The following is a 25,121-nucleotide window of genomic DNA, read 5'->3' on the forward strand; positions in this document are numbered from 1 at the left end:
GCGAGCGTCCATGCATAGCCATACGAGGAAATCAGCATGTCCATCACCACGCTGGGACGCTCCTATCTCGCCCATGCGGCGGCTTTCGTGCCTGCCATCTGCTTTCTGATGTGGGGGCGTTTTGGTCCCGGCGCCGACGGCATCCGCTGGCAGGATGCCTATCTGGCCGGCGGCGCGCTGGCGCTGCCGCATATGATCTGGTTGTTGAAGCGGCGGGCCGGCAGCTGGATTGCCTTAGGCATTGATCTCTATCTGGCGATCGGCGCGCTGCTGGCGCTGGTTTCGGCCGACGCGGTCGATCTGTGGGGGCGCGGCTTCGGCGCCGCGCCGGCGCTGGCCTCGGTGTTTGCCATCGGCCTCGCCGCGACGCTGTTCTCTTCGCAGGGGTTTATCGGGGAGCCGCACCCAGACCCGGAACGGGTACGCCGCGTATCGGGGCAACTGTTGCTGGCGGCCGGCATCGCCGTCGCCATCGCGCTTTGGCTCCGCCACAGCCCGATGCTGGGAGGCGTGGCTCCCATGCTGGCTGTGCTGCTGATCCGCGGCCGGCTGGCGCGGCAACTGGCGCTGGCGAGGCAAACGCGATGAACGCCACCCTACTTGCTCCCATCGCCGGACTCGATGCCTTTTTGGCCGATGCCGCCAAGCTGCTTTCGCCGGGCGCCCTGCTGCGCGGCGAGGCTTGCCAACCATACGAGGCAGACGCCTCCAGTTGCCGCGGCCAGGCAGCCGCCGTGCTGCTGCCGGACGATACCGCAACGGTCAGCGCGCTGATGCGCGCCGCGGTGCGCCACCGTGTTCGGCTGGTGCCCCAGGGCAATCGCACGGGTCTGGTCGGCGGCGCGGTGCCGGACGGTTCCGGCCGCCAGGTCGTGTTGTCCTTGGCGCGAATGCGCCGCCTGCGCGCCTTTGACCCGCTCAATCGCAGCGCAGTGGCAGAGGCCGGCATGGCCTTGTCCGAGCTGAACCGACTGCTGGAGCCGCATGGCCTGTGGCTGCCGATAGACGTGGGCAGCGACCCGGCCATCGGCGGCCTGATAGGCGCGAACACCGGCGGCAGCCGGCTGCTGCGCCACGGCGACGTCCGCCGCAATCTGCTGGGCCTGGAGATCGTGCTGGCCGACGAACAGGGCAGCGTGCTGGACCTGCTCGCCCCGCTGCGCAAGCGCAACGCCGGGATCGATTTGAAACAACTGTTTGTCGGCAGCGGCGGCGCGCTAGGCGTGGTCACCGCGGCAGCCTGGGACTTGAAACGACGCGACGCTTCCGTGCTGACGCTGCTCGCGGCGCTGCCCAGCCGGGCGGCGGCGCTCGATGTTCTGGACGCCTGCGAGCAGCGCTTCGGCGAGATGCTGTCCGCTTTCGAGGTGATGGGCGAATCGGCGTTGATGGCCACGCTGCGCCACTTCCCTGCCTTGCGCCACCCCTTGGCCGAGTCCGCGGCCGGCTGCTACGCGCTGGTGGAAATCGCCAGCGCGATGCCCGGTCTGGACAGCATGTTGCAGGAGCAGGCTGAAACATTGCTGGCCACCCTGCTGCAACGCGGCCTGCTGATCGATGCCGCCTTCGGCCGGCCGGACAGCTTATGGGCTTTGCGCGACAGTCTGCCGCTGGCCTTGGCGGCGGAAGGCCTGCCGTTGTCGTTCGATGTCGGCCTGCCGCGCTCCCGCCTGCCCACCTTCCATGCCGCCGCCGAGCGCTGGCTGGCCGATGAACACCCGGCGCTGCGCTTGTACGACTTCGGCCACTTCGGCGATGGCGGCTGCCACCTGATCGTGTTGCTGCCACGAGAATGCGCCGCAGGCTATAGCCCGGCGCGGCTGGCCATGCTGAAAAGCGCGCTATACCGGCTGGTGGCGGATCACGGCGGCGCGTTCAGCGCCGAGCACGGCGTCGGCCCGCTCAATGCGGCGTTTTACCGCAAACACACTAGCGATGCCGCGCAAGAACTTGCCGCGGGACTGCAACGGCTATTAGACCCGGCAGCGGCGCTGGGACGCCACCGCTACGACTAGAAGCCGCAACCAAAACCTCGCACAAACCCTGAGCCAAGGCATGCCGATGCAGACAATCAGTCGTGCGGCAAGGAAACACAGCGCAGGATCAGGCGGTTTGTCTGCGGCGCAAACAGCAATCGGCTCCACCCCACCAAGACAAGGTGCCATATGAACGTAACTGAACGCCTCAACACTCCGGTCTCGCATCAAAATACCGATGACGGGCAACAGATGTACGACTTCGTCAAGGCGCGCGAATCCTCCGCCCGCACCTACGCCAACTCCATCGACACGGTCATCGAGCGTGGTCACCTGGCCCAGGTCTTTGACACCTCGGGCCGCGAATACCTGGACTGCCTGTCCTGCGCCGGCACGCTGGCCACGGGCCACAATCATCCGCAGGTGCAACAGAAAGTGATCGAATTCCTGCAGTCCGGCCATGTGGCCCAGGCGCTAGACATCACCACGCCGACCAAATACCGCTTCCTGCAAAAATTGCTGGAATGCCTGCCGCCTGACTTCGCCCGCCACATCCGCTTCCAGAGCTGCGGCCCCAGCGGCGCGGACGCGGTGGAGGCGGCGCTGAAACTGTTCAAAACCGCCACCGGCCGCCGCACGGTGCTGGCCTTCCACGGCGCTTATCACGGCATGACCGCCGGCGCCTTGGCGCTTACCGGCAACCTCACCGCCAAGCGGCATGTCGCCTCCCTGATGCCGGATGTGCACTTCCTGCCCTACCCCTACGCCTACCGCTGTCCATTCGGCGTGGGCGGCGAGCGCGCCGAAGACATCTCGCTGGCCTATATCGAGCGGATGTTGAGCGATCCGGAAAGCGGCATCACCCAGCCAGCGGCGATGATCGTCGAGGCGGTCCAGGGCGAAGGCGGCGTGATCCCGGCCTCCGCCCGCTGGCTGCGCGGTCTGCGCGACATTACCGCGCGGCTGGACATCCCCTTGATCATCGACGAAATCCAGACCGGATTCGGCCGCACCGGCGACATGTTCGCCTTTGAGCACGCAGGCATCGAGCCGGACGCCATCGTGATTTCCAAGGCGGTGGGCGGCGGCTACCCGCTATCCCTGCTGCTGTATCACGAGAAATATGACGCCTGGCAGGCGGGCGCCCACGCCGGCACCTTCCGCGGCAATCAGATCGCCATGGTGGCCGGCGCCGCCGCGCTGGAAGTGATCCAGTCCGAACAGCTGGTGGCCCGCGCTCGCGCTCATGGCGAAAAGCTGGGCGCGGCGCTGCGCGGGCTGGCGGAACGTCAACCGGTGATAGGCGACGTGCGCGGCCGCGGCCTGATGTGGGGCTTGGAGATCGTCCGCCCGGGCGCGGCCGCAGATGCGCTGGGCAGCCGTCCGGCTGACGGCGGACTGGCGCGCGCCATCAAGAAGCGCTGCCTGGCCAACGGCCTGATCATCGAAACCGGCGGCCGCCATTCCGCCGTGCTGCGGCTGCTGCCTCCGCTGGTGATCACGGAAGCCCAACTGGACGAGGCGATGGACAAGCTGGAACGCTCCATCCGCGAGGCGCTGCAGTCATGATGGAGATTCGTGGAGAAATGCTGATAGGACGGGCCTCGGTATATGGCCAGTCTGGCACGCTGCGCGCCATCGACCCCGCCAGCGGGGAAAAACTGGAGCCGGCGTTCGGCTGCGGCGGAGCATCGGAAGTGGAGCGGGCCTGCCGGCTCGCGCGCGAAGCCGCTACCGCCTTTCGCGCCAGTTCCGGCGAAACGCGAGCGCGGCTGCTGGAGGCCATCGCAGCCGGACTCCAGGCGCAAGGCGGCGCGCTGCAGGAACGCGCCGCCCGCGAAACCGGCCTGTCTCCGGCGCGCCTCATCATGGAGCGCGGCCGCGCCGCCGGCCAACTGCGCCAGTTCGCCCTGGCCGCCCGGCAAGGACTGGACGCCGGTCCGCGCTTGGAGCCGGGCCAGCCCGGCCGCTTGCCGCCCAAGCCAGACTTGCGCGCGCGCCACGTCGCCATAGGCCCGGTAGCCGTATTCGGCGCCAGCAATTTCCCGCTGGCGTTCTCGGTGGCCGGCGGCGATACCGCCGCCGCGCTGGCAGCAGGATGCCCTGTGGTGGTAAAAGCCCATCCGGCGCACCCTGGCGTTTCCGAGCTGACCGGCCGCATCATTCAGCAAGCGGTTGCCGAGTGCGGTCTGCCTGAAGGCGTGTTCTCGCTGCTGATCGGGGATGGCAACGACATCGGCCTGAAACTGGCCGCGCACCCGGCCATAGAAGCCGTAGCCTTCACCGGATCGCGCGCGGGCGGATTGGCGCTGCTGCGCGCCGCCGCGCAACGCCCCAAACCCATACCCGTTTTCGCAGAGATGGGCAGCATCAACCCTGTGCTGCTCTTGCCGCATGCCTTGGCGGACCGCGCGGAGGACATCGCCGCTGGCTGGGTGGACGCGGTAGCCTTGAACGCAGGCCAGTTCTGCACCCGCCCGTCGCTGCTACTGGCGCTGAAAGACGAATCCCTGACGCGGCTTCAACGTTCCGCCGCGCTGAAAGCGGCGTCCAAGCCAGCCGAAACCATGTTGACGCCAGGCATACACAGCAATTACCGCCAGGCCTTGCAACGGCTGCGCAGCCTTCCCGGCGTCGCGGAATTGGCCACAGGTATGCCCAGCCCAGGGCCGCACGCAGCGCAGCTGACGCTGTTCGAGACCGATGGCGCGACCTTTCTCGCCGCGCCCGAGCTAGCGGAAGAGGTGTTCGGTCCCTGCGGATTGATCGTCGCCTGCCGCGATTTGGCAGAACTATTTGAAATCGTGGCCAGCCTGGACGGCCAGCTCACCGCCACGCTGCAACTCGACGAGGCCGATCTGCCGCTGGCGCGAGAACTGCTGCCGCTGCTGGAGGCCCGCGCAGGCCGCATCCTCGCTAACAGCTTTCCAAACTGGGTGGAAGTCTCACCCGCCATGGTGCATGGCGGACCATTCCCGGCATGCACCGATAGCCGCAGCACTTCCGTTGGCATCGGCGCGATGGCGCGCTTCTTACGGCCCGTGTGCTACCAGAACATGCCCGCTCCGCTGCTTCCGCCGGCGCTGCAAGATGCATGATTCGGGATGGCTTAGACGTCGCTGGCAGAACAGATCACGCTACGATGTGGATCGCTCTGGCACGGAGGGCGGGCTTGCGGATAGATAGCTGCCAGATTTTGTAACGTTGATGCCCTCAGGCATAAGCATCCAGCCTGGCGGACGGCGTAAGCGGCATGCTCGGCTGGGTGGCAGGATTCAGCTTGCGCCATGCCTGGTAGTCTTTCCAGGCCGATTCCAGACGGGCGCTGGGGCCGGGGTTGCCCTGCAGCGGCGTCAATGCCACGCCCATGCGCTGCAGCACGCGGAGAATGCCTTCCGCCTGGTCCTTGCTGCTGAACTCCGGCACGACATCTTCGGGGCGATTGACGGGGTTCTGCTCAACCTGGGTCCAACGTTGGAAGGCGGCCAAATCCCCGGCCTGGCGCAGGCCATCTCCGGAGATGGCTTGCACCCGGTCATCAAACTGCAATTGCTGGTGCAATTGGCTCATGCGGCCGATCAGCGTCAAGGCTTGTTTGTCGTTGGCGCTTCGGTTCATTTGGCGCGCCAGGGCCTGCGGATTGTTCACCTCCAGATCGCGCGACTGGATAGTCTCTTGCACCTGCTGGGAGGCATCCGCCAGATCATCGTGAAAATACCTGGCAGGGCTTCCCTCGCCGCTACGGATAAACGGCGTCAGCGCATCCACATCATCCTGGCTGATCACCCCGTAATCGCGCAGCAAACCCGCGTACTGCTTGAGCTGTTGGGCGGAAACCTTGTTGAAGTCCACGCTCTTGATCAACTGCAGCATGGCGACAGGCATGCCGTACTGCGCCTGGGCCAGCATATTGGCCTTGTCCTGCGCGCGTGCCTGGACATCCTCCTGCGGCAGCGGCGCGGAAGGCTGCGCGTTGGCGGTTTTGACCGATGGATCGTCGGGCTTGTCTGCTTGCAATTCGATGGCGAGGGTTTCACCGGGATGCTGGTCGCGCCATTTGCGGTAGCCATCGCGCGCCCGCTCCAGCGTGGCGGAGGGCGTCAGATCCTCATGCGACGGATTGACGGCTATGCCCAAGGCATCCATCGTCTCGGTGATGGAAAAATAGGTGTCCTTGCTGGCGGGGGGCAAAGGCAGGCCCTGTTGCTGGTTTCGATCTGCGCTGGCCATCCAGCGATCCAGCCGCATCAGATTGGCGGCCTGGCGGGCCCCGCCCTCCGCGGCGGTTTCCACGCGCGCATCTTTCTGCAGCGCGTCATGCAAGCCGGCCAACTGCTTGAACAAACCCAGCAGTTTATCCTGATAACGCAGATTGGGATCGGCAAAGCGCGGAAGTTGCTTCCCGGACTTGACGTCCGCCACCACGGCATCACGGGCATCGTCATACGTTTGCAGCGCATTGCGTTCTGCGCCGGTTTTCCAGCCGTTGGAGTCGATATTGCCGCGTATGTCGGCCGCCAGTTGCGGGTCGATATCATGATTGGCCGCCAGCACGTCCATCAGGTCATACAAGTCGCGCCCAGAGATATTGCGCACATCGTAGGCCTTGAGCAGCTGCAGGCTTTGCCGGCTCATGCCGAAGCGGGACTCGGGCGACCCCACTTGCAAGCCCTTGCTGTCAAGCAAGGGGGGCGCTTCGGCGCGGGGAGCATTTGTATCGGCCAGCTTGGGGGAGAAAGAGATGGCGCGCAGCCGGCCAAGACCGTTTTGCGCGCCAAAGAGTGGGGATAGGTTCATCACGGTTTTCTTTTGTCATGATGAACCATATCGGCAATTTCATTGGAATATTGAGCATGGCGCCGCAATCTGCGCGGCCGTACAGAAAAGACCAACACACCTCCGGCGCCATGCCTGCCGTTCAGCATCAGCGCAGTCGGATTTCCGCCACGTTGTCGCCCGGCCCGCTGCCATCCTCGCCAAACGAATCCGGATCGAACCCCACTTCCACAAAGCCCAGCTTCTGATAGAAAGCGCGCAATTCCGGCTTGTCCGAGTGGTAACAGATGGTGATGCGTTCGGCGCGGGGAAAGTCGCCCGGCAAACGCTCGATCAGCTGGCGCAGCGCGCGCGTGCCTATGCCCTGGCCTTGGTAGCGCTTATCCACCATGAAGCGGTAGATCGCCAGCTCCTGCGGGTCCTGCAGTTCTGGCAACACCGCATGCATGATGAAGCCGACCGGCTCTTCCCCAAGGTAAATGCCGTAACCGATAAAATTATCGTAATACGCCATCTGGGCCACGGAGTAAGCATTGCTTGCCAGATTGCCTTCCTGCTCCGGATGAAGTTCCAGATCCATGATGTCTTCAAAGTTGTCTTCATTGACGGACTGGAAACGGATGTCGTGTTGCATCTTGGTCTTCTCTGTATTGTTTAAAGAACGAATGGGAGCCACTTTGCATGACTCCCGGGCTTCGATGGACCCTTGTGCCGCAAAAGAGTTCACTTTGCCGCCGCACAAGCCGGCCCGGCATGCAAGCAGGAAGATATAATCGCCCCATCCGCCCAGGCGACATGCCGGGCATCGCGCCGGGAGATCCCTCATGACACGCTTGCCACGCCGCTTCGTTTTCGCCCTGCTGACACTGCTCATGGCCGTCCAAGTCCAGGCCGCCAGTCCGCAAGCCATAGACGGCACTGCCAGCGGCAAGGTGCAACAGGTTGGCTTTCGCGCCATGATCCTGAAGCAGGCGATCCAGTACAATTTGGCCGGAACCGCACGCAATACGGAAGAGCAGACTGTACAGTTCAGCCTGCAAGGCAAGGACAAGCGGCTTCAGGACGCGCTGTCGCGCATCCGACGCGGCACGGACAAATCGGCTGACGTGAAGATCTCCACTCGGGATGGGATATTCGATCCGGCGCTGCGCACCTTTACCGTGACGGGCTGGACCTCTACCAGCCGCCACATCACCAAGCCGTACAATCTCGTATTCACGCTGCGCCAGGACGACAAGAAAATCTCCAAGAAAGAGGCCAAACAGGAATACTGCGCCATTCTCAAAAACACGCTGGACCCGGACGACTGGAAAAAAGCGGAACCTGGCTGCCAGGCTCGCTAAGCGTCGGCTCCGCAGGAAAGAAACCCGGTGAAACCCACTTATCGCAAAATGCTGTATGGCGCCGCCCTGCTGGCACTGATCTGGATAGGCTGGCAGGTGGCGCAGCGGCTGGTGATCCTTCAGCCCTCGCGCCAGGTCAGCGTCAATCCCAAAGACTTTGGCGTGCCCTATGCCGAAGAGTGGCTGGACGCGCCGGCCGGCGGCGGCACGCGGGCCGGCCGCGTGCATGTATGGTGGTTGCCGGCGGACAAGCCCAACGCGCCGGCCGTGCTGTATTTGCATGGCAATGAAAGCACGCTGTCCACCGATATCGGGCTGATGCTCAGCCTGCGCCAGGCCGGCTTTGCGGTGATGGCAATAGACTATCGCGGCTATGGCGAAAGCGCCCTGCGCCTGCCCAGCGAAACTTCGGTCTATACCGATGCCCGGCTGGCTTGGGCGCGTTTTCTGGAGCGGACGCCGCAGGCGACTCGGCGTTTGTTATACGGCCACTCCATGGGCAGCGCCGTCGCTATCGACCTGGCCGGCCATGCGCAGCGCTTGGACGGGCTGGTGGTCGACGGCGCCTTCACCTCGGCCGCGGACGTCGGCCGCGCCTGGACAGCGGATTGGCTGCCGCTTCCCAAGCTGCTGCGGCAGAAATTCCTGTCCAAGGAAAAGATAGAAGATTTGAAAATGCCGCAGCTGTTCATCCATTGCACGGCCGATGAGGTCATTCCGGTAGAGCTGGGCCAGCGCCTGTACGGCCTGAGCACCGGGCCCAAGCAGCAACTGCTGATCGAAGGCGGCGATCACGACCATTGCTACCAGGCCGCGCCGGAACGCTGGCGGCATGCGCTCCGCCAAATGGCCGGCCTGGCATAGCCGGCCGGGCATGGCGGATGAGCGCAAGGGCGGCGGCCCTTGCCTCAGCCGCAGGCTTATTTCAGCGCCAGCTTGGAGTACGCGATAGGCTTGCTGGCGCCGGTTTGCAGAATGTGGCTGATATCCTGCTGATCATTCGGACGGTAGAAATAGAAGCAGTCCTCGCCATCCGGCGTTTGTTTGTACATCAACTGGATGCCCACGCCGTTCAGCAGGATGCTGGACTCCAGCAATACTTTTCGCGCATCGTCCACATTGTCGCACTTGAAAAAGGTATCCACGCGCTTGCTCAGCTCCAGCAGCACATGGGTGAAATCGCGGTTGTCGCCATACTGGCGGAAATCCGACGTCGAAGCATGGATCGCTTTGCCGCCGGAAACGGCCAGATCGACGATGGGCTCGCGCAAATCCCACAAGATGCCGTCATAGCCCTGAAAGTCATTGCCCTCCACCAGGGCGCGCAAATTATCCATCGCCAGGGCGTGATAACCCGCCTTCGGGTCTTTCAAGGAAAAATCCGGATTCATATTGTCCTTGCCGAACAAGTCCGCCGTTTTGATGCCGGGCGCGATGTTCACGCCGCCCATGCCTCGCTCCGCCGCCTGGTGTTTTAGCTCTTTCAGGGCCTCGTGCTTGAACGAGCAGAACACGATGTTGTCCAGCGGCGTGGCCTGCGCCGCATCCTGCAACAGATTCAACAGCTCATTGACCGCCGTTTCGTCTTTCAGCTCGATGTTCAGGATGATGGGGTTCTTGCCGTATTGCGTCAGCGTCTGGTTGGCGTCGTTCACCAGCGTCATCACCTCGGCCAAGGTGGGCATGGTTTCGCCGTTGCGCCCAATCGGGATGGCTTTAAGCTCTTCCACGCTTTTTTGGCCAACCAGATAGGACGCCTTGCTTTCCCCATCGGGCAGCGTCGCGCCGCTGCGGTCGGCCTGAAACGCATTGCGCCAGATCTCATCATCGTGCGTCACCATCACCTGGCCATCGCGCGACTTGAAAATATCGATTTCGATCGCGTCCGCGCCTTGCAAAATGGCCGCCTTGATTGCCTCCAGGCTGTTTTCCGGCAAATAGCGCTCCGGAAACGTCGAGCCGAACACGCTGGTGGGGCCGGTTCCGCGATGGGCGGTCAACAACAAATGGTGGCCGGTGCGTTCCTTGAGCATTTCGCTGTAACCGCGCGATTGCAGCATGGTTTGCTTGTCGCTTTCATCCAGCTGCGTCAACGATGGCTTGTCTTGCCCGGTCGCGACGCCGCCGTTCTGGATCATGGATGTCGAATGGAGAGAAAGGGGAAGGTTAAGCATATGGGGCGGTCCTTGCATGATATTGCGTGATTGCGGAGGGAGACTGCGGCGCCAGGCCATCCAGCCGCCATGGCGACGCATGACGTTTGGCTTTCCATTGATCTCCCGGCATGTCGATTGAGGCCGCATTCTCTGCCAGAGCGAAAACCGCCACTTTGGAAAAACGCCGGGAATTATCGGTTTCCGGCGCTTGTCTGCCCGCCGCCCGCCACGCAAGGCGGGCCGCCTGCGGCATGGAATTCGTTGATTCGGCAAAACTTTCGGATTTCTGCAGCCGCTCTTCCGGTTCAGGTCAACACCTGAGCTGCCCGCCCGCGCCTGCTTCATAGAATCGCCTCATGCTCCGCGGCATCCGCTCGGACAGACGCAATCGACACGCCATCGCCAGAGGGAGACCATCCATGCTTGCATCCTTGCCCCTGAACCCTTCTCAGGCCCTGGCCCCAAGCGAAGGCCAGAGCCATCGCGTCGGCCCGCCTGACGGCTTTCAGCAGCTGTTCCCGGACGAACAGCTGCAAGCGGCAGAAACCCTGTGCCAAGCCATCGTCCACCACGGCGACAACAGCGCCGCCGCCCTGGAGGCCATGGCTGCGCTGCGCCAACTGGCCAGGCAGGAACACCAGGACAAACTCCGCATCGACTACCATGCCGAGTCGCAATGCTTCATTTGCCGGATAGGCGACCAGGCCGTCAGCCGCCATGCCTGCGGCCCCACCCTGGCGCAATTGAACCTGCGCGAGACGCCGCTGTTGAAACCGCAAAACCTCAGCGCCTTCGCCCATCCGCTGGCGGCTGTCTGCCGGATGAAAACCGATGCGCCGCCGCATCAGGCCGACGCGCTGGCATGCCAGCTCCAGCAAGACGAGGCGAATGGACCGCAACTAGCGCTGTTTGCCGGCAATCAGCTCCTGCTGCGCCTGCCGATGCAAGATATCAGCGACGCCGACTGGCAAACCGCGCGCGCGGCGTTCGCCGACCTGCCATCCCGCAAAACGTCTGACAGCCTGTCGGGACCTATGCTGGTGCCGGCGCGTCTGCTGATCGAGCAGCCCGCCGCCTCGCCATGGCAGAACATCAAGCTGGCCCCCTTGCTGCCGCCGCCGCTGGACATCGGCAAGCTGCCGCAAATGGAGCGTTACCATTTCAACTGGCTGGGCCGCGCCAAGGATATGCTGGTAGGCGGCTTGCCGGACCCCGCGTATAAAACGCTGGCGGAGATCGCTTCCCGTTTGAATGCCATGCTGGGCGCCCTGCCCGGCCTGTTCGCCCAGGCGCAGGACCGTTCTTGCTGGCTGGATGCGTCCGCCGCGGAAATGCAGGACAGCGTCAAACAGGCGGAGAATGCGCTGTCTGAAGCGGCAAGCATGCTGGAAGCGCTGCGGCGAGAATGCGCGTCTCTCAACGGCCAGCCTGCAGGCCAAGAGACGGTGCAGGAGCTGGCGGGCAGCGCCCGCCACATGGAAACGCAATTGGCCGAGCTCCGCGCCAGCCTGCAGGAGCTGGGCCAGGCAGAAGCGCCAGAGGGCGCGCGCGGCAACTGGCGCATGCGGATGGAAGCGGCGGCCGAGCAGATCGCATCCAAATCCACGCTATCCGGCAAAACCTTCAGCGCGCAGGACAAGCTCTGGCTGGCTCAGTTGCAAAACGCGCTTGGCGAGCGGCAGCCGGTCACCCCGCAGAGCTTGCGCGATGCGCTTGCCAAACTGATGCTGAACGGCGCGCCGCCGCCCAAGCTGGACACGGCGCTGCTTCTATTGGGCGCTTTTTATCCCGGCCTGAGCCAGACGCGGCCAGACCCGGCGCCGCTGCCGCAGGCGGAAGGCTTTGTCATCGATCCCGGCAGCTACGCGCAACTGGGCGAGCAACGCGCCAAACTGCTGCAAACTCGGGATGACAAGCTGTGCTTCCTTCATCTGCTGAATGACGCCGGCAAAGCGGCCGCGCAGTCTCTGCGCAAGGAGCAAGAGGCGATCACGGCGTCCGGCGAATACAAAACCGCAGCCGCTCAGCGCAATATCCAGGTGACAGCGCTGGAGCGGTTCTGCCTGATGCGCTGGCGCGATCCTGCCGCTTCTGCGCAAAGGCATGCGGAGAAGGCGCGCAGCGGGCTGGAAGCCTCCATCGACATCAGCGGTCTGGACGACCTGACCATGGTGGACGACAGTGAAACCACCCTCGATGGCGTACTGTTCCTGCTGGCGCGCAGCGGCGTCGCCACCGTCGGCCACGATGGCCTGCAGCTGAATTCCGAAGACTTTGTCGCCGAGGACACCCAGGTCGGCGCAGAAGCCTTGCAGGCTTATGCCACCTTGGACAGCGCGACGCGCGGCCAACTGCAAGCGGCGGCGCGGCAATGCCTGCAACTGCAACACCAGCTTGAGCATCAAGCCGCGCATCGCGGCCTGCCCCAACTGACTTTTCACGCCGCGGTCGAGCAACAAAAGCTGTTGCCGCAGTTCAAGGCGCATCCCGATGAACATCTGGCGTTTTTCAAGCAGCGCGCCCAATTGCTGCAAGCCTATGAGGGCAAGCTGGCGCAATTGGCTCAATTGCTAAGCAGCCTGCCCAAGGAGAGCGACGACAGCATCCCGGCTACGCTGGCCAAGGCGCTGGAGGACGTCCGCGCGGAAAACCAGATGCTGGCAGCGGTATTGGACGCCTCCGCGCCGCTGGCGGATGTGGATAGGCTGCAGCGCGCCAGCCAGCTGCAAAAAAGCGAGTCGCCCAAGTGGGAAAGCCGGCTGGCGGCGGAAACCCAGCCTTTTGCCGGAGAGCTGGCCGGCATCAATCTGAAAATTTATCAGCTGCGCAGCCAGGCCATCAAAGACACTATCCAGGCCACCGCCAACCTGACCCGCTTGCGCGCCAATTTACAGCAGGATCTGGATGAGGCGGCCAGCATCTTGCATGACGCGTATGATCCGCAAGGCGGCAAGCGCATCCAGGACATCATCCAGGAAAACCCGACAGCGGCCGCCGCCATCAAATACCAGAACCTGCAGCAAAAGCTGGACAGCACGCAGCGGGAAATCACCCACCAGAGCGCGCAGTTCCGGCTGGCCCTGCTCAGCTTGCAGCAGGAGGAGCGGCGCGCCAACAGCGCGGGAGGCGGCGGCTATCCCAAGGATGTGTACTGGAGCAGCTGGCTGGCCTCGATGATGGGCGATAGCGTGGCCAGCCTGGCGGGCGAGCAACTGGACAAGCCGCGCGATTTGCTGCTGCAACATCAGTTGGCGCTGACCGGCAAAAGCATGTCCGAAGCCAGGCAGGACATGCTCAACTGCCTGGCGAAGTTGCCGAGCGACCCCAAGCAAGCCCTGGAGGAATTGGGCTTTACCCCTCGCCAGCTGCTGGCCTGGGCCAGCGCCTATCCGCAAGAACTGGCTCATCTGTCCAGCAACCTCAATCACGTCTATCACGCGCTGACCGCCACCGGCAAGGCGGCCTTCCTGGGCGACATGTTCAACACCGCCTGGCAGCGCGGAACGATGGACAGCGTGATGCAGGACGCCCTGTTCGGCAAGCGCGAGGCTTTGGTCGGCATCGAGGAAGGCCAGACTCTGCCGCCGGCGCTGATCGCCCTGCTCAGCATGGCCGACTGGGCGCCGTATGCCGTGGGCGGCGTCAAGGGCGTGTTGAGCCAGAACATCGGCGGCGTGCTGGCCGGCGGCGTCGGCGCCACCTTGCTAGGCGCCGGCACCGGCGCAGGCATCGCCACCGCGATGCTGCAATTCATGGGCGGCGCCGCGCAAACCCAGGTGGAAAAAGGCATCGCAGACAAGGTGGCGGAGCACCGGAATATCAACGTCGCCGTCAACGCGGTGCTAAACGGCATGGGGTTAGGGTCGGAGGCCAGCATCGGCGATCGCCTCAAGTCTATGGCCAGCTATGCCTTGCAACGCGAAGCGCTCCGCAACGCGGGCACTATTGGCCGAGACATCGCCCAGGCCGGCAAGCTGGGGCCGATGGAGCGGGCGCTGAAGGAGGTATCGCTAACCTGGAAACATGCCAGCATCGGCCAAAAGGCGCTGCTGGTGGCGGCGGCGGTGGCGGCGCCGCTTGCAGCCGGCGCTCTGCTGGGGCTGCTGGCGGCGGGGCCCTTGGGCTGGGCGGCAGCCGGCATCATCGCGGCCTGCGCGATGGCGGCCTCAGCCGCGCTCGGCACGCATAGCCTGTGGTCAACGCTGACATCGTGGCTGATGCCTGGCCTTGACCGGGCCGTGCAGAAGGAGCTGAACGACGAGATTCTCGGCCAAGCCTTGCAAAAGGCGCGCGACACGCTCGCCCGCCGCATCAAAGAACAGCAGGTGTCCATCAGCCAGCGCCAGGATATTCAGACCGAAGCGCTGCAGTCTCTGGCGCAGCAGGCGCTGGACGCCAGGCTCGCTCGCCTGGCGCAGGGCCTGCAGGCCGAGCCGGGGTTCGCGGACTGCACGGAGGCGGAGATTGGCCTGCGATTCGATCAGGCCTTGCTTCATGCCGCGCCCGATGATGCGCCGGCGTTCAAGCTGGACGCCGATTCAGAAGCGTTCCTCCAGGCCGGAGTGGACAAGGCCTTGGCTATGCAGATACGCGAGAAGGTTGAGCAATCGTTGAAAAATGCCGTGCGCTTCCAGCCTGCGGCATCGATGTAGCCGGACAGCGACGGCCTCGATTGGGGCCGTCGCGTCTTTCGCCAGACAAGCGCTGACTTGCAGCCTTCAACCGACGCAAACCGGCTCAAGCCATCTCGATCAGCCCCAGCCAAACCCCGCACCCCATCAACACCAGCGAGAACGACCACATCGTCAGCAGCGAATAGCGGATGTGCCGCCCCATATCCAGCCCGGCCAGGCCCAATCCCAACCACAGCGCGGGCGAAAACGGACTGACGAAAGTGCCGATCACATTGCCGATCTGCAAGGCATAGACGGCAGTGGTGGCTTCCACGCCATAGGCGGAGACGATTTCCAGAATCACCGGCAACAGGGCGAAATAATAGGCATCGGTGCTCAATACCAGATCCAGCGGCAAGCCGAATACGCCCAAAATCAGGTGCAGATGCGGCGCGGCGCCGTCCGGCAGCACACGCACCAGGTCAGCAGCAATCGCTTTGAGCATGCCGCTGCCGTTCAGCACGCCCAGAAAGGACCCGGCCCCCAGAATGATGGCGCCCATCAGCAGCGCGTTGGGCGCGTGGGCCCGGATGCGCTCAAGCTGCTCATCCACATTCGGATAATTGATCAACAGCGCCACGCCCAGGCCAATCATGAACACATAACCCGACGGCAGGATGCCGGAGATCAGCGTGCCGATCACCGTCAGAAACAGCGCGACATTGATCATGAAACGCTGCGGCGCATGCGGCGTATCGATGGCGTCCACCTGCGGGTCCATGTCGAGGCCGGCCTGTACGCCTTGTTTGCGCAGGCGGCGCGCCTCCAGCATGCCCAGCGCAAAAGCCAGCGACACCAGCAACGCCGCGCCTATCAATTGCAGCGGGATCAGGGGCTGCCACAGCTTGGCTGGGTCCAAATCCGTCACCGCGGCCGCGCGGCCCAGCGGACCGGCCCAGGGCATCATATTGAGAATGCCGGCGCCAAGCGCCAGCAATAGCATCATTAAATAGGGATTCATGCCCAGGCGACGGTAAAGCGGCAGCAAGGTGGGCACCGTCAACAGGAAGGTGGTCGCGCCCACCCCGTCCAGATGCGCCAGCATGCCCACCACGGCAGTGCAGACGGCCACGGCGACGGGATTGCCGCGCGACAGCCGCACCATGCCATTGACGATGGGACGAAAGACGCCAGTGTCCTGCATCACGCCAAAAAAAGTGATGGCGAAGATGAACATCGTCGCCACCTGGGCAACCGAGCTCAGCCCCGCGCCATAAAACTTGCCGATATCCGAAAAGCCAAAGCCGGCCAGCAAGGCGCCAAGAAACGGCACCAGCGTCAAGCAGACCACGGGGGCCAGCTTGCGGAAGATCAACAGCGATACAACGGTAATGATGATGGCCAGTCCAGCTAGGGTAAGCATGTTCTCCTCCGAGGGGTGCATACCTGAGCCAAGGCGCGCCGACGCACACCGTACCCGTCGTACGGCAAGGAGGCGCAACCTAGGATCAGGGGATTGATTAGCGGCGCTAAGGCTCTTCTTGTATCCGAAACGGCGTCATTGATAATGGGCGCCCTTTCCTCTGGCCGCCCATTTCGAAGCCTGAAACAACAAGACTACATGCGGGAAAAAGTCATTGTCCATAAGCGGATGGATTGCTGATTGCCCGCCAAGACGGCCCGTTTTCTTCATCGTTTTTATCCGGGGAAAAGCGAAATGGCTTTTCTCTCTTTGTCATGCATTTACCCGAACGCAAGAGTTTGTAAACGACAAGCGCATGCGCAAACGATGTCATTCCGGCTCGCTGATCCCGCCTGGAAATCCAATTAGAACAAACACTCTAAGCTCATGAATGGGCTTTGCGCCGACACGCCGATGCGCTTCGAATCCGCCTGCCTTGTAAACAAAAAAACCTGCCGTCAAACACCTTAATGACCATTTACTTAGCATTTCCTCTGGCTGAAATAGAATGGCGCCGCTCATGAATAACCACTCAATGCCGATCAAAAATGCCATTGGGTTTTCATTTTCCGTCTTATTTCAACGACACATCGCATCAAGCCCGGCAGCGCCGGGGGAAAGCCATGCCATGCCTAAAGTCTTAGCCTTATTCCTTGCATTGAGTCTTGCCGCGCCATTTGCGCTGGCCGCCGGCGACAAGTACTGCGCTGTGCAAATCAAGACCGTCGAACACCAAGTAGTCAAGAATGGCCACAAGGAGACTGTGAACAAGCAGGCGGAGGAGCATGACGCCGAGCATTTCCGCCGCATGCTGGAACGTTGCAGCGACAACGCCAGCCAGTCCGTGCGCAATGTCTGGACGGCGGCGCTGGCGCAGGTGAATGGCAAGTTGAAAAAATAAGCACTGCCCAAAGGGCTGGCGCCAGAAGGTGGAAGCCCTAAGCCCGCCATGTCTCAGCCGGCAGCCTCCCAGCTGCCGGCATTTTTTACGCCCCTTGTCTTCCGGCTGAAAACCAGCCTGCCTCTCATCCCTCGTCCAAACCGGCCAACTCGGAACCTGGAATTTTGCGTTTGTCACTTCGCATGTCCTGCTTGCAGCGCGCCACGCAAACATTTGACTTTGTCATATATTGATCAATACAATTGTTGACATAGTCAACATTGGAAACCCTATGCTGAATTTTCTTGGCCATGCGCTGGCGCATATCGTCAACCTTAAACGGCGTTTGCTGGACAGCCGGCTGCAGGGCACAGGCATCACCCGCTCGCAGCGGCAGATCCTGCTGATGCTGCATCAATCCGGCGACTGCACGCAGAAAAACCTGCTCGGCCAGCTGGACATGGACCCAGGCCAGTTGGCCAGGACGCTGGAGGGCCTGGAAAAAGACGGCTATATCCGACGCCGTCCCTGGGCAGCCAACCGCCGCTGCATGTTCGTCGAGATGACCGAACACTGCCGCGACAAACTGATGCCGGGGCTGCTCGCCGCGGTGGATAGCGTGGATCAGCAACTGTTCCAGGGCTTCAGCCCGGAAGAGCAACAAAAAATGCAGACCATGCTGCAAAGAATGCAAACCAATCTGTCGCAAAGCCAGGAAGACAAAGACCATGACAAATGACGCTCACGCCATACCGCCCAAACAACTGCGCCGGCTGCTGGCCGTGTTGCTGCTGCTGATGCCGCTGTTCGGCATGGCAGTGGATTTGGTCTCGCCATCGCTGCCGGCCATGGCGACGATGCTGGGAGAGTCGGACGGCGCCATCAAGAATCTGATCAGCTTGTATCTACTGGGATATGCGCTGGGTAATTTCTTTTCCGGATTCCTGACCGATGCCTGGGGGCGGCGCAAGCTGCTGCTGGGCGGCCTGGCCGGTTTCGTGCTGATCAGCTTGTTGCCTTTGTGGCTGCCTACCTTGCCCGCGCTGCTGGCTACCCGCTTGGTGCAAGGCTTGATGGTGGGCACGATTTCCGTGGTGGCGCGCTCGGTGTATCCGGACGTGCTGGCGCCGCAGGAACTGGTGAAGATGGGCGTGATCAGCGGCAGCATGTTCGGTCTTGGTCCTATCATCGGTCCGGTGCTGGGCGCTTATCTGCAAGTTTACGCCGGCTGGCAGGCCTGCTTCGTGTTCTTCGCCGGATCGATGGCGCTGATGTGGCTGCTGGTGGCCTGCTTCGTGCCGGAAACACACTTCCGCCGCCATCCGCTGAATGTGCCCACCATACGCCGCAACCTGGGCGAAGTGATGCGCCACCGCCAGTTCATCGGCATGGTGGTGCTGATGGGCGCGATCTACTCGATGAGCATCGCCTTCAACACTGTGGGGCCGTTCATCATCCAGTCAGGCTGGCACTACTCTCCCCTCGTCTTCGGCCATATCGCGTTTGGCTTGGGCTGCGTGTTTCTGCTGGCCACTTTTGTCTGCCGCTACCTGGTTGGACGCTATCCGGTAGCCCGCCTGCAACAAAGGATGACGCAGCTGCTGCTGGCCGTGACGCTGCTCGGGGCGGTGTTGTCCCATATCTGGCCGGACAGCCTGCCGCTGCTGTGCGCCATCAGCGCGCTGATGTTCTTCAGCCAGGGCATGCTGTTCCCGATGTCCATGGGGCGCGGACTTTCCTTGTTCCGCCATATCGCCGGCACCGCCACCGCGCTGATGTTCCTGATCAATATCCTGATGACCAGCGCCACCTCCTTCCTGCTGAGCCTGCTGTCTGTCCACACCGCGCCGGCGCTGTTGGGCGTCTACTTGATCCTGGCGCTGATCTGCTTCTTCGCCAATCGGCTGCTGATCCAGCCTGCGGAAGCCATGCAAGAGGCAACCGCCCGCGCCTGATCTGTCACAAGCGTCTCACCCGCTCCGCTTCGGCGGAGCGGGTTCTCTCTTAATCGCGCCGCATCGCCGCAGGCGCGCGAAACCCACCCGTTTATCCTCATCTTGCGGTACTCTACGCGGCTTGAATCATTGCGCGCGGAGATATCCACGCGCGCGGCAACCGTATCCAAAGCAGCGCATGCGTATCCAGGAATTCCATCAAGCTCTCGCCGCTATCGGCGCCCGCTCTTGCCACATCGGCCGCATCAACCGCGCCTGGCTCAAGGGCCAGCCGCTCGATGCCGGCACTCGCCACCAGAAAAGCGAGGACTATTTCCCCTTGTCCGTCCGCAACGGCCTGCCGCCCATTGCCGCGCAGTTGGAAGGTTTGGCGCGCATCCGCTCGCAGCACACGGCGGAAGATGGATCGTTGCGGCTCTTGGTGGAATTGAACGACGGCCAAATGGTGGAGAGCGTCTTGCTGCCGCGCGACGGCTTGTGCGTGTCCAGCCAGGTGGGGTGCGCGGTAGGCTGCACCTTCTGCATGACCGGCAAGAGCGGGCTGTTGCGCCAGCTGGGCAGCGCGGAGATCGCCGCCCAGGTCGCTCTCGCCCGCCGCATCCGTCCCGTGAAAAAAGTGGTCTTCATGGGCATGGGCGAACCGGCGCACAATCTGGACAATGTGCTGGAGGCCATCCAGTGGCTGGGCACCGATGGCAATATCGGCCACAAAAACCTGGTGTTCTCCACCGTGGGCGATCCGCGCGTCTTCGAACGCTTGCCGCAGCTGCTGGTCAAGCCGGCGCTGGCGCTGTCCCTGCACACCACCCGCGCCGATTTGCGCCAGCAATTGCTGCCGCGCGCGCCGCGCATCGCGCCGGCGGAGTTGGTCGAACTCGGCGAAGCCTACGCCCGCCAAGTGGGCTATCCCATTCAGTATCAGTGGACGCTGCTGGCCGGCGTAAACGACAGTCAGGAAGAATTGGACGCGGCAGCGCGCCTGCTGAAGGGCAAGTACGGTGTGCTCAACATCATTCCCTACAACAGCGTGGAGGGCGACAGCTTCCAGCGCCCGTCCAGCGAACGCGTGCAAGCGATCAAACGCTATCTGCACGATAACGGCGTGCTGACCAAAGTGCGGGATTCCGCCGGCCAGGATGTGGACGGCGGCTGTGGCCAGTTGCGCGCGCGGGCCTCTGGGATCATCGATGTCAGCCGCCTGCGGCGCCAAGCCGGGCGGCCGCAGACCAAAGACGCGCGCTGAGCCAAAAAAAACCCCGGCCAGATGGTCGGGGCAGATTCAACCGACCGCCCTGAGGCCGATTGAAACTTGTGCTGTATTCAGCATAGCCGGTTCGTCGCAAGCTGCACTGTTTTTACTCGGAGCGGCTCGCGAAATACCCGATCCGGCACGCGCCTCGGAGTGCTGGCCCGCTTTGACGCTCGTGCCGCGCGAAACCGTTCAGCCCTGGCCAAACTGCCGCCGCAGTTCGGCGATATCATCCCGCCGCACCCGCACCGGCACCAGGGCGCGGCGTATGGGTTGCAGCTTGCCCAGCACCACCTCTTCCAGCATCAGATCGGTGGCGCCTTCATCATCGCCCTCCACCTTGATGCCCATGCGATTGAGCCGCAGCGTCACGGTCTGCACACAGAAATAATCCTCCGGCCGCTCCAACACCTGGCGCACCACATCCAGCGTGCCTTCCAGGCCGGCATGGCTGCGCAGCTCCGCCAGCTGCGGCTTCAGCTCGGCCAGCCGAGCGTCGACGCCGGCCACAGAGTCCGGCAGGTCGTCGTCAGCCTGGCCATCCACCACGGTGCAACCTTCAGACTGCAGCGCCAACCGGCGCAGTTGCAGCCTGGCTTGCTCCGACTCCAGCAACTGCCGACCCTGCTCCATCAGACTCAAGCGGCGCGCGATCACCGCGCTCAGCACATCCAGCGCGTGGGCACCGGAGCGCTGCAGGAACGCCTCTTGGCTGGGGCTGGGCACCATCAGCCGGTGGCCATCGAAACTGACGACCACTTGCGCCACATCGCTGCGCAGCTCGCCGTTTTCCATGGACACGCCAAAACGCCCGGTCTCGCTGCGCTGCATGGCCAGTAAGGCCCAGGCTTCGTCGCCATTGGACGCCGACAGGAAAAACTCGCGCAAGGTCTCGCTGCTCTCCAATAGCTCCAGCAGGCTGGCCGGGCCGGAGAACAACAGACCCAGCCGCGGATCGCGCGAGAAGCTGGGAAGCGATAGCTCCAATACCGGCGGCAGCTGCGACATCAGCGATGACAAATACGTCTGCGAGATGCGCATGCCTGGCGCCAGCGCGTCCTGATAACCGGGCAGCAGGCGCAGGCGCCGGTCGCAGGTATCGATCAACTGCTCGATCAGGGCTGCCTGCTCGCGAGCGCGCTGTCGGCTTTGCGGGTCCAGGCCCAGTTTGCGCAACCACCGTTCGAACATGCCGCCTCTCCGTTTATTCGCCTGATTATCGGTATCAGAACTGCTCGTCGTCGCGCAGGTAGCGCCACTGCCCGGTAGGCAGGTTGCCCAGCTTCACCTTGCCGATGGCGATGCGCTTCAAGCCCACCACGCGCAAGCCCACCAGCTCGCACATGCGGCGGATCTGCCGCTTCTTGCCTTCGCGCAGCACGAAACGCAGCTGATCTTCGTTCTGCCAGCTCACCTTGGCCGGCAACAGCTTCTTGCCGTCCAGCTCCAAACCATGGTTCAGCAGGGCCAGTCCGTTGGGGATCAGCTCCCCTTCCACCCGCACCAGATATTCTTTCTCTACCTCGGAGTGCTCGCCGATCAGGTGCTTGGCGACGCGGCCGTCCTGCGTCAATACCAACAGGCCCACCGAGTCGATATCCAGCCGGCCGGCCGGCGCCAGGCCGCGCAAATGCGAGGGCTGGAAGCGCTTGCGGCTGCTATCTTCCGACCATTGGTTTTCCGGCTTCACCAGCACCACGGCCGGCTCGTAACCGTCTTCGGCCTGACCGGACACATAACCTACCGGCTTGTTCAGCAGAATGGTGACGCGGGCGGACTGCGCATCCTGAGCCTTCTTGTCGACTTCGATCCGGTTGTGCGGCAGCACCTTCTGGCCCAGGATGGCCACTTCGCCATCCACCTTGACCCAGCCTTGCTCGATATAGCTGTCTGCCTCCCGGCGCGAGCACAGCCCCAGTTCGGCCATGCGTTTTGACAGGCGTACAGGTTCCATTTGTCTTTCCGTAATGAAAAAGCGGCTCCGGTCGCATTGCGCTGCGGAGGCCGCTATTGAGTCGATGCACATTGTAGGGGATTGCGGCGCAACTGGCCATGATGCGCCGCAACGGGCGCGCAATCAGCCCATTTGGGAACGCAGCCAGGCGCGGGCCGATTCCGGCTCCCGCGGCAACTCGCCCGCCAGCAAAACCGCGCAGACACGCTCCAGCCACTGTTCAGGCAACAGCGACTGCCGCTCCTGCAGCCGCGCGTGCTCCTCAGCCAGCTGCCGCAAGCGCCGCTCTGCGGCTTCCGCGGCTTCGCGCGACTGCTGCCATTGCTGCCTGGCCTCTTCGGCCTGCTGTTGCTGCATGTCGAGCCGGGCCTGCAAGCCGCCGTTTTCGCGCTCGCGCTCCAGCACCCGCTCGCGCCACAGCCCCTCGATCTTGGCCGCATCCTGCCGGGCCTGCTGCAACGCACCTTCCAGCTTTTGCAATTGTTGCTTCATGTCTTTGCGCTCGTCCTCCACCTGCTGGTACAGCCGGACGCGCAGGCCTTCCAGCCGGTCATAGGCCAGCGCTTCTTTCCGTTCGGACTCCTCGCGCGCTTCGCGCAGTTGCTGCTCATGCTTTTCTTGCAGCTCGGACTCGCGGGCATCGGCCTCCTTGCGGAGGGTCGACAGTTCCTGCCGCAAGGCCTCCTGCGCGCTCAGCAGTTGCTGGCGTTCTTCCTGTAGCTTCTCCGCGCGCTGGCGCTCCTGACGCAATTCACCATCCAGCTCCACTTGCCTGGCTGCGCGCAATTCCAGCTCATGACGCAGCGATTGCAGCTCCGCCTCCGCCTGTTCCTGCTTTTGCAGCAAGCCATCGCGCTCGGCGCGCAGCTCTGCCGCCTCTTCCGCCACCTCTTGGCGCACAGCCTCCAACTGCTGATCAGCCTCGTCGCAAGCTTTTTGCCACACCTGCTCAAAAGCCTCCGCCAAACTAGGCGGCCAATCCGGCCGGCGCGACGAGACCGCCACCCTGGATAAAAACTCCTGCCGCCATTCCTTCAAGGCGTTATTGATGGTGGTGTTGGAGCCGCTGCCCAAGCGGGCGCGCACGTCGGCCACCGTAGGCCAGGTGCCCTCGCCCACCAGCTCGAACGCCGCCTGGCGAATGCGTGCATAGATATCCGCAGCCATGTGCTGTTTACCTGTTTGATGTTTCCCTCAAAGTGTAGCAAATGTAATGAATAAAATATATCACGTATATCATTATTTATTTAATCATATCTTCAATATTTTTCCGATAATTATACTTATCGGAAGTTTCAGGCATGGAATGCCTGCCAACAAACCAACCAAATGCGGCCCAGCCCACCTGTCCTTAATGCCAAAACACGTCTTGCTCCGCCTGCTAAACCGGTAAGCACTGGCAAGCCTTGACCCGGCCCATCACGCCAGCCCTCCCTCACCCTCTATCAAGGAAGACGACATGAGCGAATCGACCAACCTGTCCGCGCCGCCCTACGGCACCGCTCTACAACAGGCGCAAGGCACTGCCGGCCGCACCCAGGATGCCCTATTCCCTGTCAGCTATATCATCACCACTGGCGCCGCCGGAGCGCAGACCCTGACGCTGAGCTTGCTGGTGAATACCGTGGCGGACACGGTAGTGGGTTTTGCCAAAATCACCCAGGCCGTCGCCACGCAAAATCCGTCCGCCACCACCTATGACGTGTGGGGACAATACACCTACCTTACCGTGATGCCGCCATCGGACGGCCGCATCCTGATCACCGCTCAAGGCAACCATGGCGGCCCGCACGCCAATTCCCCCATCGGCTTCAAGATCGAGTTGCTGCTTGACCGCACTTGGGCGGAGGGGGTCGCCAACTACAGCTACAACGATGGCCAGACCTGGATCAATGTGGAAAATGCGCCAGCCCATCTGAACCGCTCGCTGGAACGCCTGCCAGTCAACCCCTACCCGGATCCAGTCTATACCCCGCTGTACGCGGTTTCCGTCCAGAACGCCGTCGCCAAGAACGACGCGGCCGAAATCAGCCGGCTGCGCGAATCGGCAACCAATCAGCGCGACAGCCTGCTGGCGGCGGCCAATCTCCTCAAAGAGAAGCTGCAGCGCTAAGCCCCAAACTTTGCGAACACCTTGATCCAACTCTATTTCGGGAGCCTTCCCCATGTCCGAAGAACTGTTCCTCGTTCGCCTCGCCACCGCCACCTCGGCTTACGGCGCGCCAATACTGAATCTGAATCTGGTGGTCGATACCGCCAACAAGAAGGTCGCCGGCACGGCGAGCGTGTTCCAGAGCACCAATCCGCCAGTGGACTTCAAGGCCAATGTCTGGGGCTATTTTTCCGTCCTGGGCGACCAAGTGATCCTGGTGCTGGACGGCAGCCCCACCAGCCCGATCAGCAAAGTGGCGGAAACCTTCCATCTGCGCGGGCACCTGTCCGCAGACTGGCAAAACGGCACCGTCAGCTACAAGTACTTCTATAACGGCGAGTGGCATAACGTGGTCAACCAGCATTTGGCCGCCACCTCCACCGTGGCGGAAGATATTTCCAATACCAGCGCCAATGCCGGCTCCCACTTCCATACGCTCTACGCTTCGGCGCTGACGGAAGCCAGCCGGGCCGATGTCGGCGAGACCAAGGCGCGGCAACTGCTTGCCGCAGCGGAGGCGCAGATCCGTAGCCTGAACGAAGCCCTGGAAAAACTGGGCAGCCGCTGACCCGCCGCAGCCGCCCCGGCGAGGGCGGTGAACCGCC

The 25,121-nt window shown here is 63.0% G+C and carries 21 protein-coding genes; 13 read left to right on the top strand and 8 right to left on the bottom strand.

Going from position 1 to position 25,121, the window contains the following annotated elements; translation table 11 throughout:
* Positions 1-36 precede the first annotated feature (36 nt).
* From JHD59_RS09415 to JHD59_RS09430, 4 genes are all read left to right on the top strand, one after another.
* Positions 37-588 (top strand): hypothetical protein, encoded by a 552-nt coding sequence (locus tag JHD59_RS09415; RefSeq protein ID WP_199154036.1) that lies wholly within the window; start codon positions 37-39, stop codon positions 586-588.
* Positions 585-2,015, top strand: a complete 1,431-nt coding sequence (locus JHD59_RS09420; protein WP_199154037.1) for an FAD-binding oxidoreductase — start codon at positions 585-587, stop codon at positions 2,013-2,015. Before JHD59_RS09415 ends, JHD59_RS09420 begins: the two co-directional genes overlap by 4 nt.
* Before the next feature lie 150 nt (positions 2,016-2,165).
* On the top strand, positions 2,166-3,545 hold the full coding sequence (locus JHD59_RS09425) for a diaminobutyrate--2-oxoglutarate transaminase family protein (protein WP_199154038.1): 1,380 nt from the start codon (positions 2,166-2,168) through the stop codon (positions 3,543-3,545).
* A complete protein-coding gene (locus JHD59_RS09430) occupies positions 3,542-5,074 on the top strand; it encodes an aldehyde dehydrogenase (NADP(+)) (protein WP_233163973.1) in 1,533 nt (510 codons plus the stop codon). The genes JHD59_RS09425 and JHD59_RS09430 overlap by 4 nt, the downstream gene beginning before the upstream one ends.
* A 115-nt stretch (positions 5,075-5,189) precedes the next feature.
* On the opposite strand, the gene JHD59_RS09435 is transcribed toward JHD59_RS09430, so the two are convergent.
* Together JHD59_RS09435 and JHD59_RS09440 are read right to left on the bottom strand one after the other, a co-directional pair.
* Positions 5,190-6,773, bottom strand: a complete 1,584-nt coding sequence (locus JHD59_RS09435) for a hypothetical protein (RefSeq protein ID WP_199154039.1) — start codon at positions 6,771-6,773, stop codon at positions 5,190-5,192.
* Between the two features lie 127 nt (positions 6,774-6,900).
* Entirely contained in the window at positions 6,901-7,386 is a 486-nt protein-coding gene (locus tag JHD59_RS09440; protein WP_199154040.1) for a GNAT family N-acetyltransferase, read from the bottom strand.
* Positions 7,387-7,576: 190 nt separating this feature from the next.
* Here JHD59_RS09440 and JHD59_RS09445 point away from each other — a divergent pair, with 190 nt between their 5' ends.
* Together JHD59_RS09445 and JHD59_RS09450 are read left to right on the top strand one after the other, a co-directional pair.
* The gene (locus JHD59_RS09445) at positions 7,577-8,095 is read left to right on the top strand and encodes an acylphosphatase (RefSeq protein ID WP_199154041.1); all 519 of its coding nucleotides are present in this window, start codon (positions 7,577-7,579) and stop codon (positions 8,093-8,095) included.
* A 27-nt stretch (positions 8,096-8,122) separates the two neighbouring features.
* On the top strand, positions 8,123-8,959 hold the full coding sequence (locus JHD59_RS09450; protein WP_199154042.1) for an alpha/beta fold hydrolase: 837 nt from the start codon (positions 8,123-8,125) through the stop codon (positions 8,957-8,959).
* Between the two features lie 56 nt (positions 8,960-9,015).
* Here JHD59_RS09450 and JHD59_RS09455 read toward each other — a convergent pair whose 3' ends face one another.
* Positions 9,016-10,233 (bottom strand): glycerophosphodiester phosphodiesterase family protein, encoded by a 1,218-nt coding sequence (locus tag JHD59_RS09455; protein ID WP_233163974.1) that lies wholly within the window; start codon positions 10,231-10,233, stop codon positions 9,016-9,018.
* Between the two features lie 437 nt (positions 10,234-10,670).
* On the opposite strand from JHD59_RS09455, the gene JHD59_RS09460 reads away from it, so the two are divergent.
* Entirely contained in the window at positions 10,671-14,903 is a 4,233-nt protein-coding gene (locus JHD59_RS09460) for a hypothetical protein (protein WP_199154044.1), read from the top strand.
* An 85-nt stretch (positions 14,904-14,988) separates the two neighbouring features.
* Here JHD59_RS09460 and JHD59_RS09465 read toward each other — a convergent pair whose 3' ends face one another.
* Positions 14,989-16,287: a CitMHS family transporter gene (locus JHD59_RS09465; RefSeq protein WP_199154045.1), complete on the bottom strand. Its 1,299-nt coding sequence runs from the start codon at positions 16,285-16,287 to the stop codon at positions 14,989-14,991.
* Positions 16,288-16,656: 369 nt separating this feature from the next.
* Positions 16,657-16,881, bottom strand: a complete 225-nt coding sequence (locus JHD59_RS09470; protein ID WP_199154046.1) for a hypothetical protein — start codon at positions 16,879-16,881, stop codon at positions 16,657-16,659.
* A 73-nt stretch (positions 16,882-16,954) separates the two neighbouring features.
* Here JHD59_RS09470 and JHD59_RS09475 point away from each other — a divergent pair, with 73 nt between their 5' ends.
* From JHD59_RS09475 to JHD59_RS09490, 4 genes are all read left to right on the top strand, one after another.
* Complete coding sequence (locus JHD59_RS09475; RefSeq protein ID WP_199154047.1) at positions 16,955-17,227, top strand: hypothetical protein; 273 nt, start codon at positions 16,955-16,957, stop codon at positions 17,225-17,227.
* Between the two features lie 271 nt (positions 17,228-17,498).
* Positions 17,499-17,945, top strand: coding sequence for a MarR family winged helix-turn-helix transcriptional regulator (locus JHD59_RS09480; protein WP_071108560.1), 447 nt, complete (start codon positions 17,499-17,501; stop codon positions 17,943-17,945).
* The gene (locus tag JHD59_RS09485; protein ID WP_103321635.1) at positions 17,935-19,161 is read left to right on the top strand and encodes an MFS transporter; all 1,227 of its coding nucleotides are present in this window, start codon (positions 17,935-17,937) and stop codon (positions 19,159-19,161) included. The genes JHD59_RS09480 and JHD59_RS09485 overlap by 11 nt, the downstream gene beginning before the upstream one ends.
* A gap of 178 nt (positions 19,162-19,339) precedes the next feature.
* Complete coding sequence (locus tag JHD59_RS09490) at positions 19,340-20,404, top strand: RNA methyltransferase (RefSeq protein ID WP_199154048.1); 1,065 nt, start codon at positions 19,340-19,342, stop codon at positions 20,402-20,404.
* A 198-nt stretch (positions 20,405-20,602) separates the two neighbouring features.
* On the opposite strand, the gene JHD59_RS09495 is transcribed toward JHD59_RS09490, so the two are convergent.
* The 3 genes from JHD59_RS09495 to JHD59_RS09505 form a co-directional block, all read right to left on the bottom strand.
* Positions 20,603-21,601: a hypothetical protein gene (locus JHD59_RS09495; RefSeq protein WP_199154049.1), complete on the bottom strand. Its 999-nt coding sequence runs from the start codon at positions 21,599-21,601 to the stop codon at positions 20,603-20,605.
* Positions 21,602-21,635: 34 nt separating this feature from the next.
* Positions 21,636-22,364 carry a pseudouridine synthase gene (locus JHD59_RS09500; RefSeq protein WP_071108556.1) on the bottom strand — a complete coding sequence of 243 codons (729 nt, stop codon included), beginning with the start codon at positions 22,362-22,364 and terminating at the stop codon, positions 21,636-21,638.
* Between the two features lie 123 nt (positions 22,365-22,487).
* The gene (locus JHD59_RS09505) at positions 22,488-23,531 is read right to left on the bottom strand and encodes a DNA-binding protein (protein ID WP_199154050.1); all 1,044 of its coding nucleotides are present in this window, start codon (positions 23,529-23,531) and stop codon (positions 22,488-22,490) included.
* A gap of 292 nt (positions 23,532-23,823) precedes the next feature.
* Here JHD59_RS09505 and JHD59_RS09510 point away from each other — a divergent pair, with 292 nt between their 5' ends.
* Entirely contained in the window at positions 23,824-24,477 is a 654-nt protein-coding gene (locus tag JHD59_RS09510) for a DUF1842 domain-containing protein (RefSeq protein ID WP_199154051.1), read from the top strand.
* 52 nt (positions 24,478-24,529) lie between these two features.
* Positions 24,530-25,084, top strand: a complete 555-nt coding sequence (locus tag JHD59_RS09515) for a DUF1842 domain-containing protein (RefSeq protein ID WP_071108554.1) — start codon at positions 24,530-24,532, stop codon at positions 25,082-25,084.
* The last annotated feature ends 37 nt before the right edge of the window (positions 25,085-25,121 follow it).

The organism is Chromobacterium sp. ASV23, from assembly GCF_016428945.1.
Taxonomy (GTDB): domain Bacteria; phylum Pseudomonadota; class Gammaproteobacteria; order Burkholderiales; family Chromobacteriaceae; genus Chromobacterium; species Chromobacterium sinusclupearum.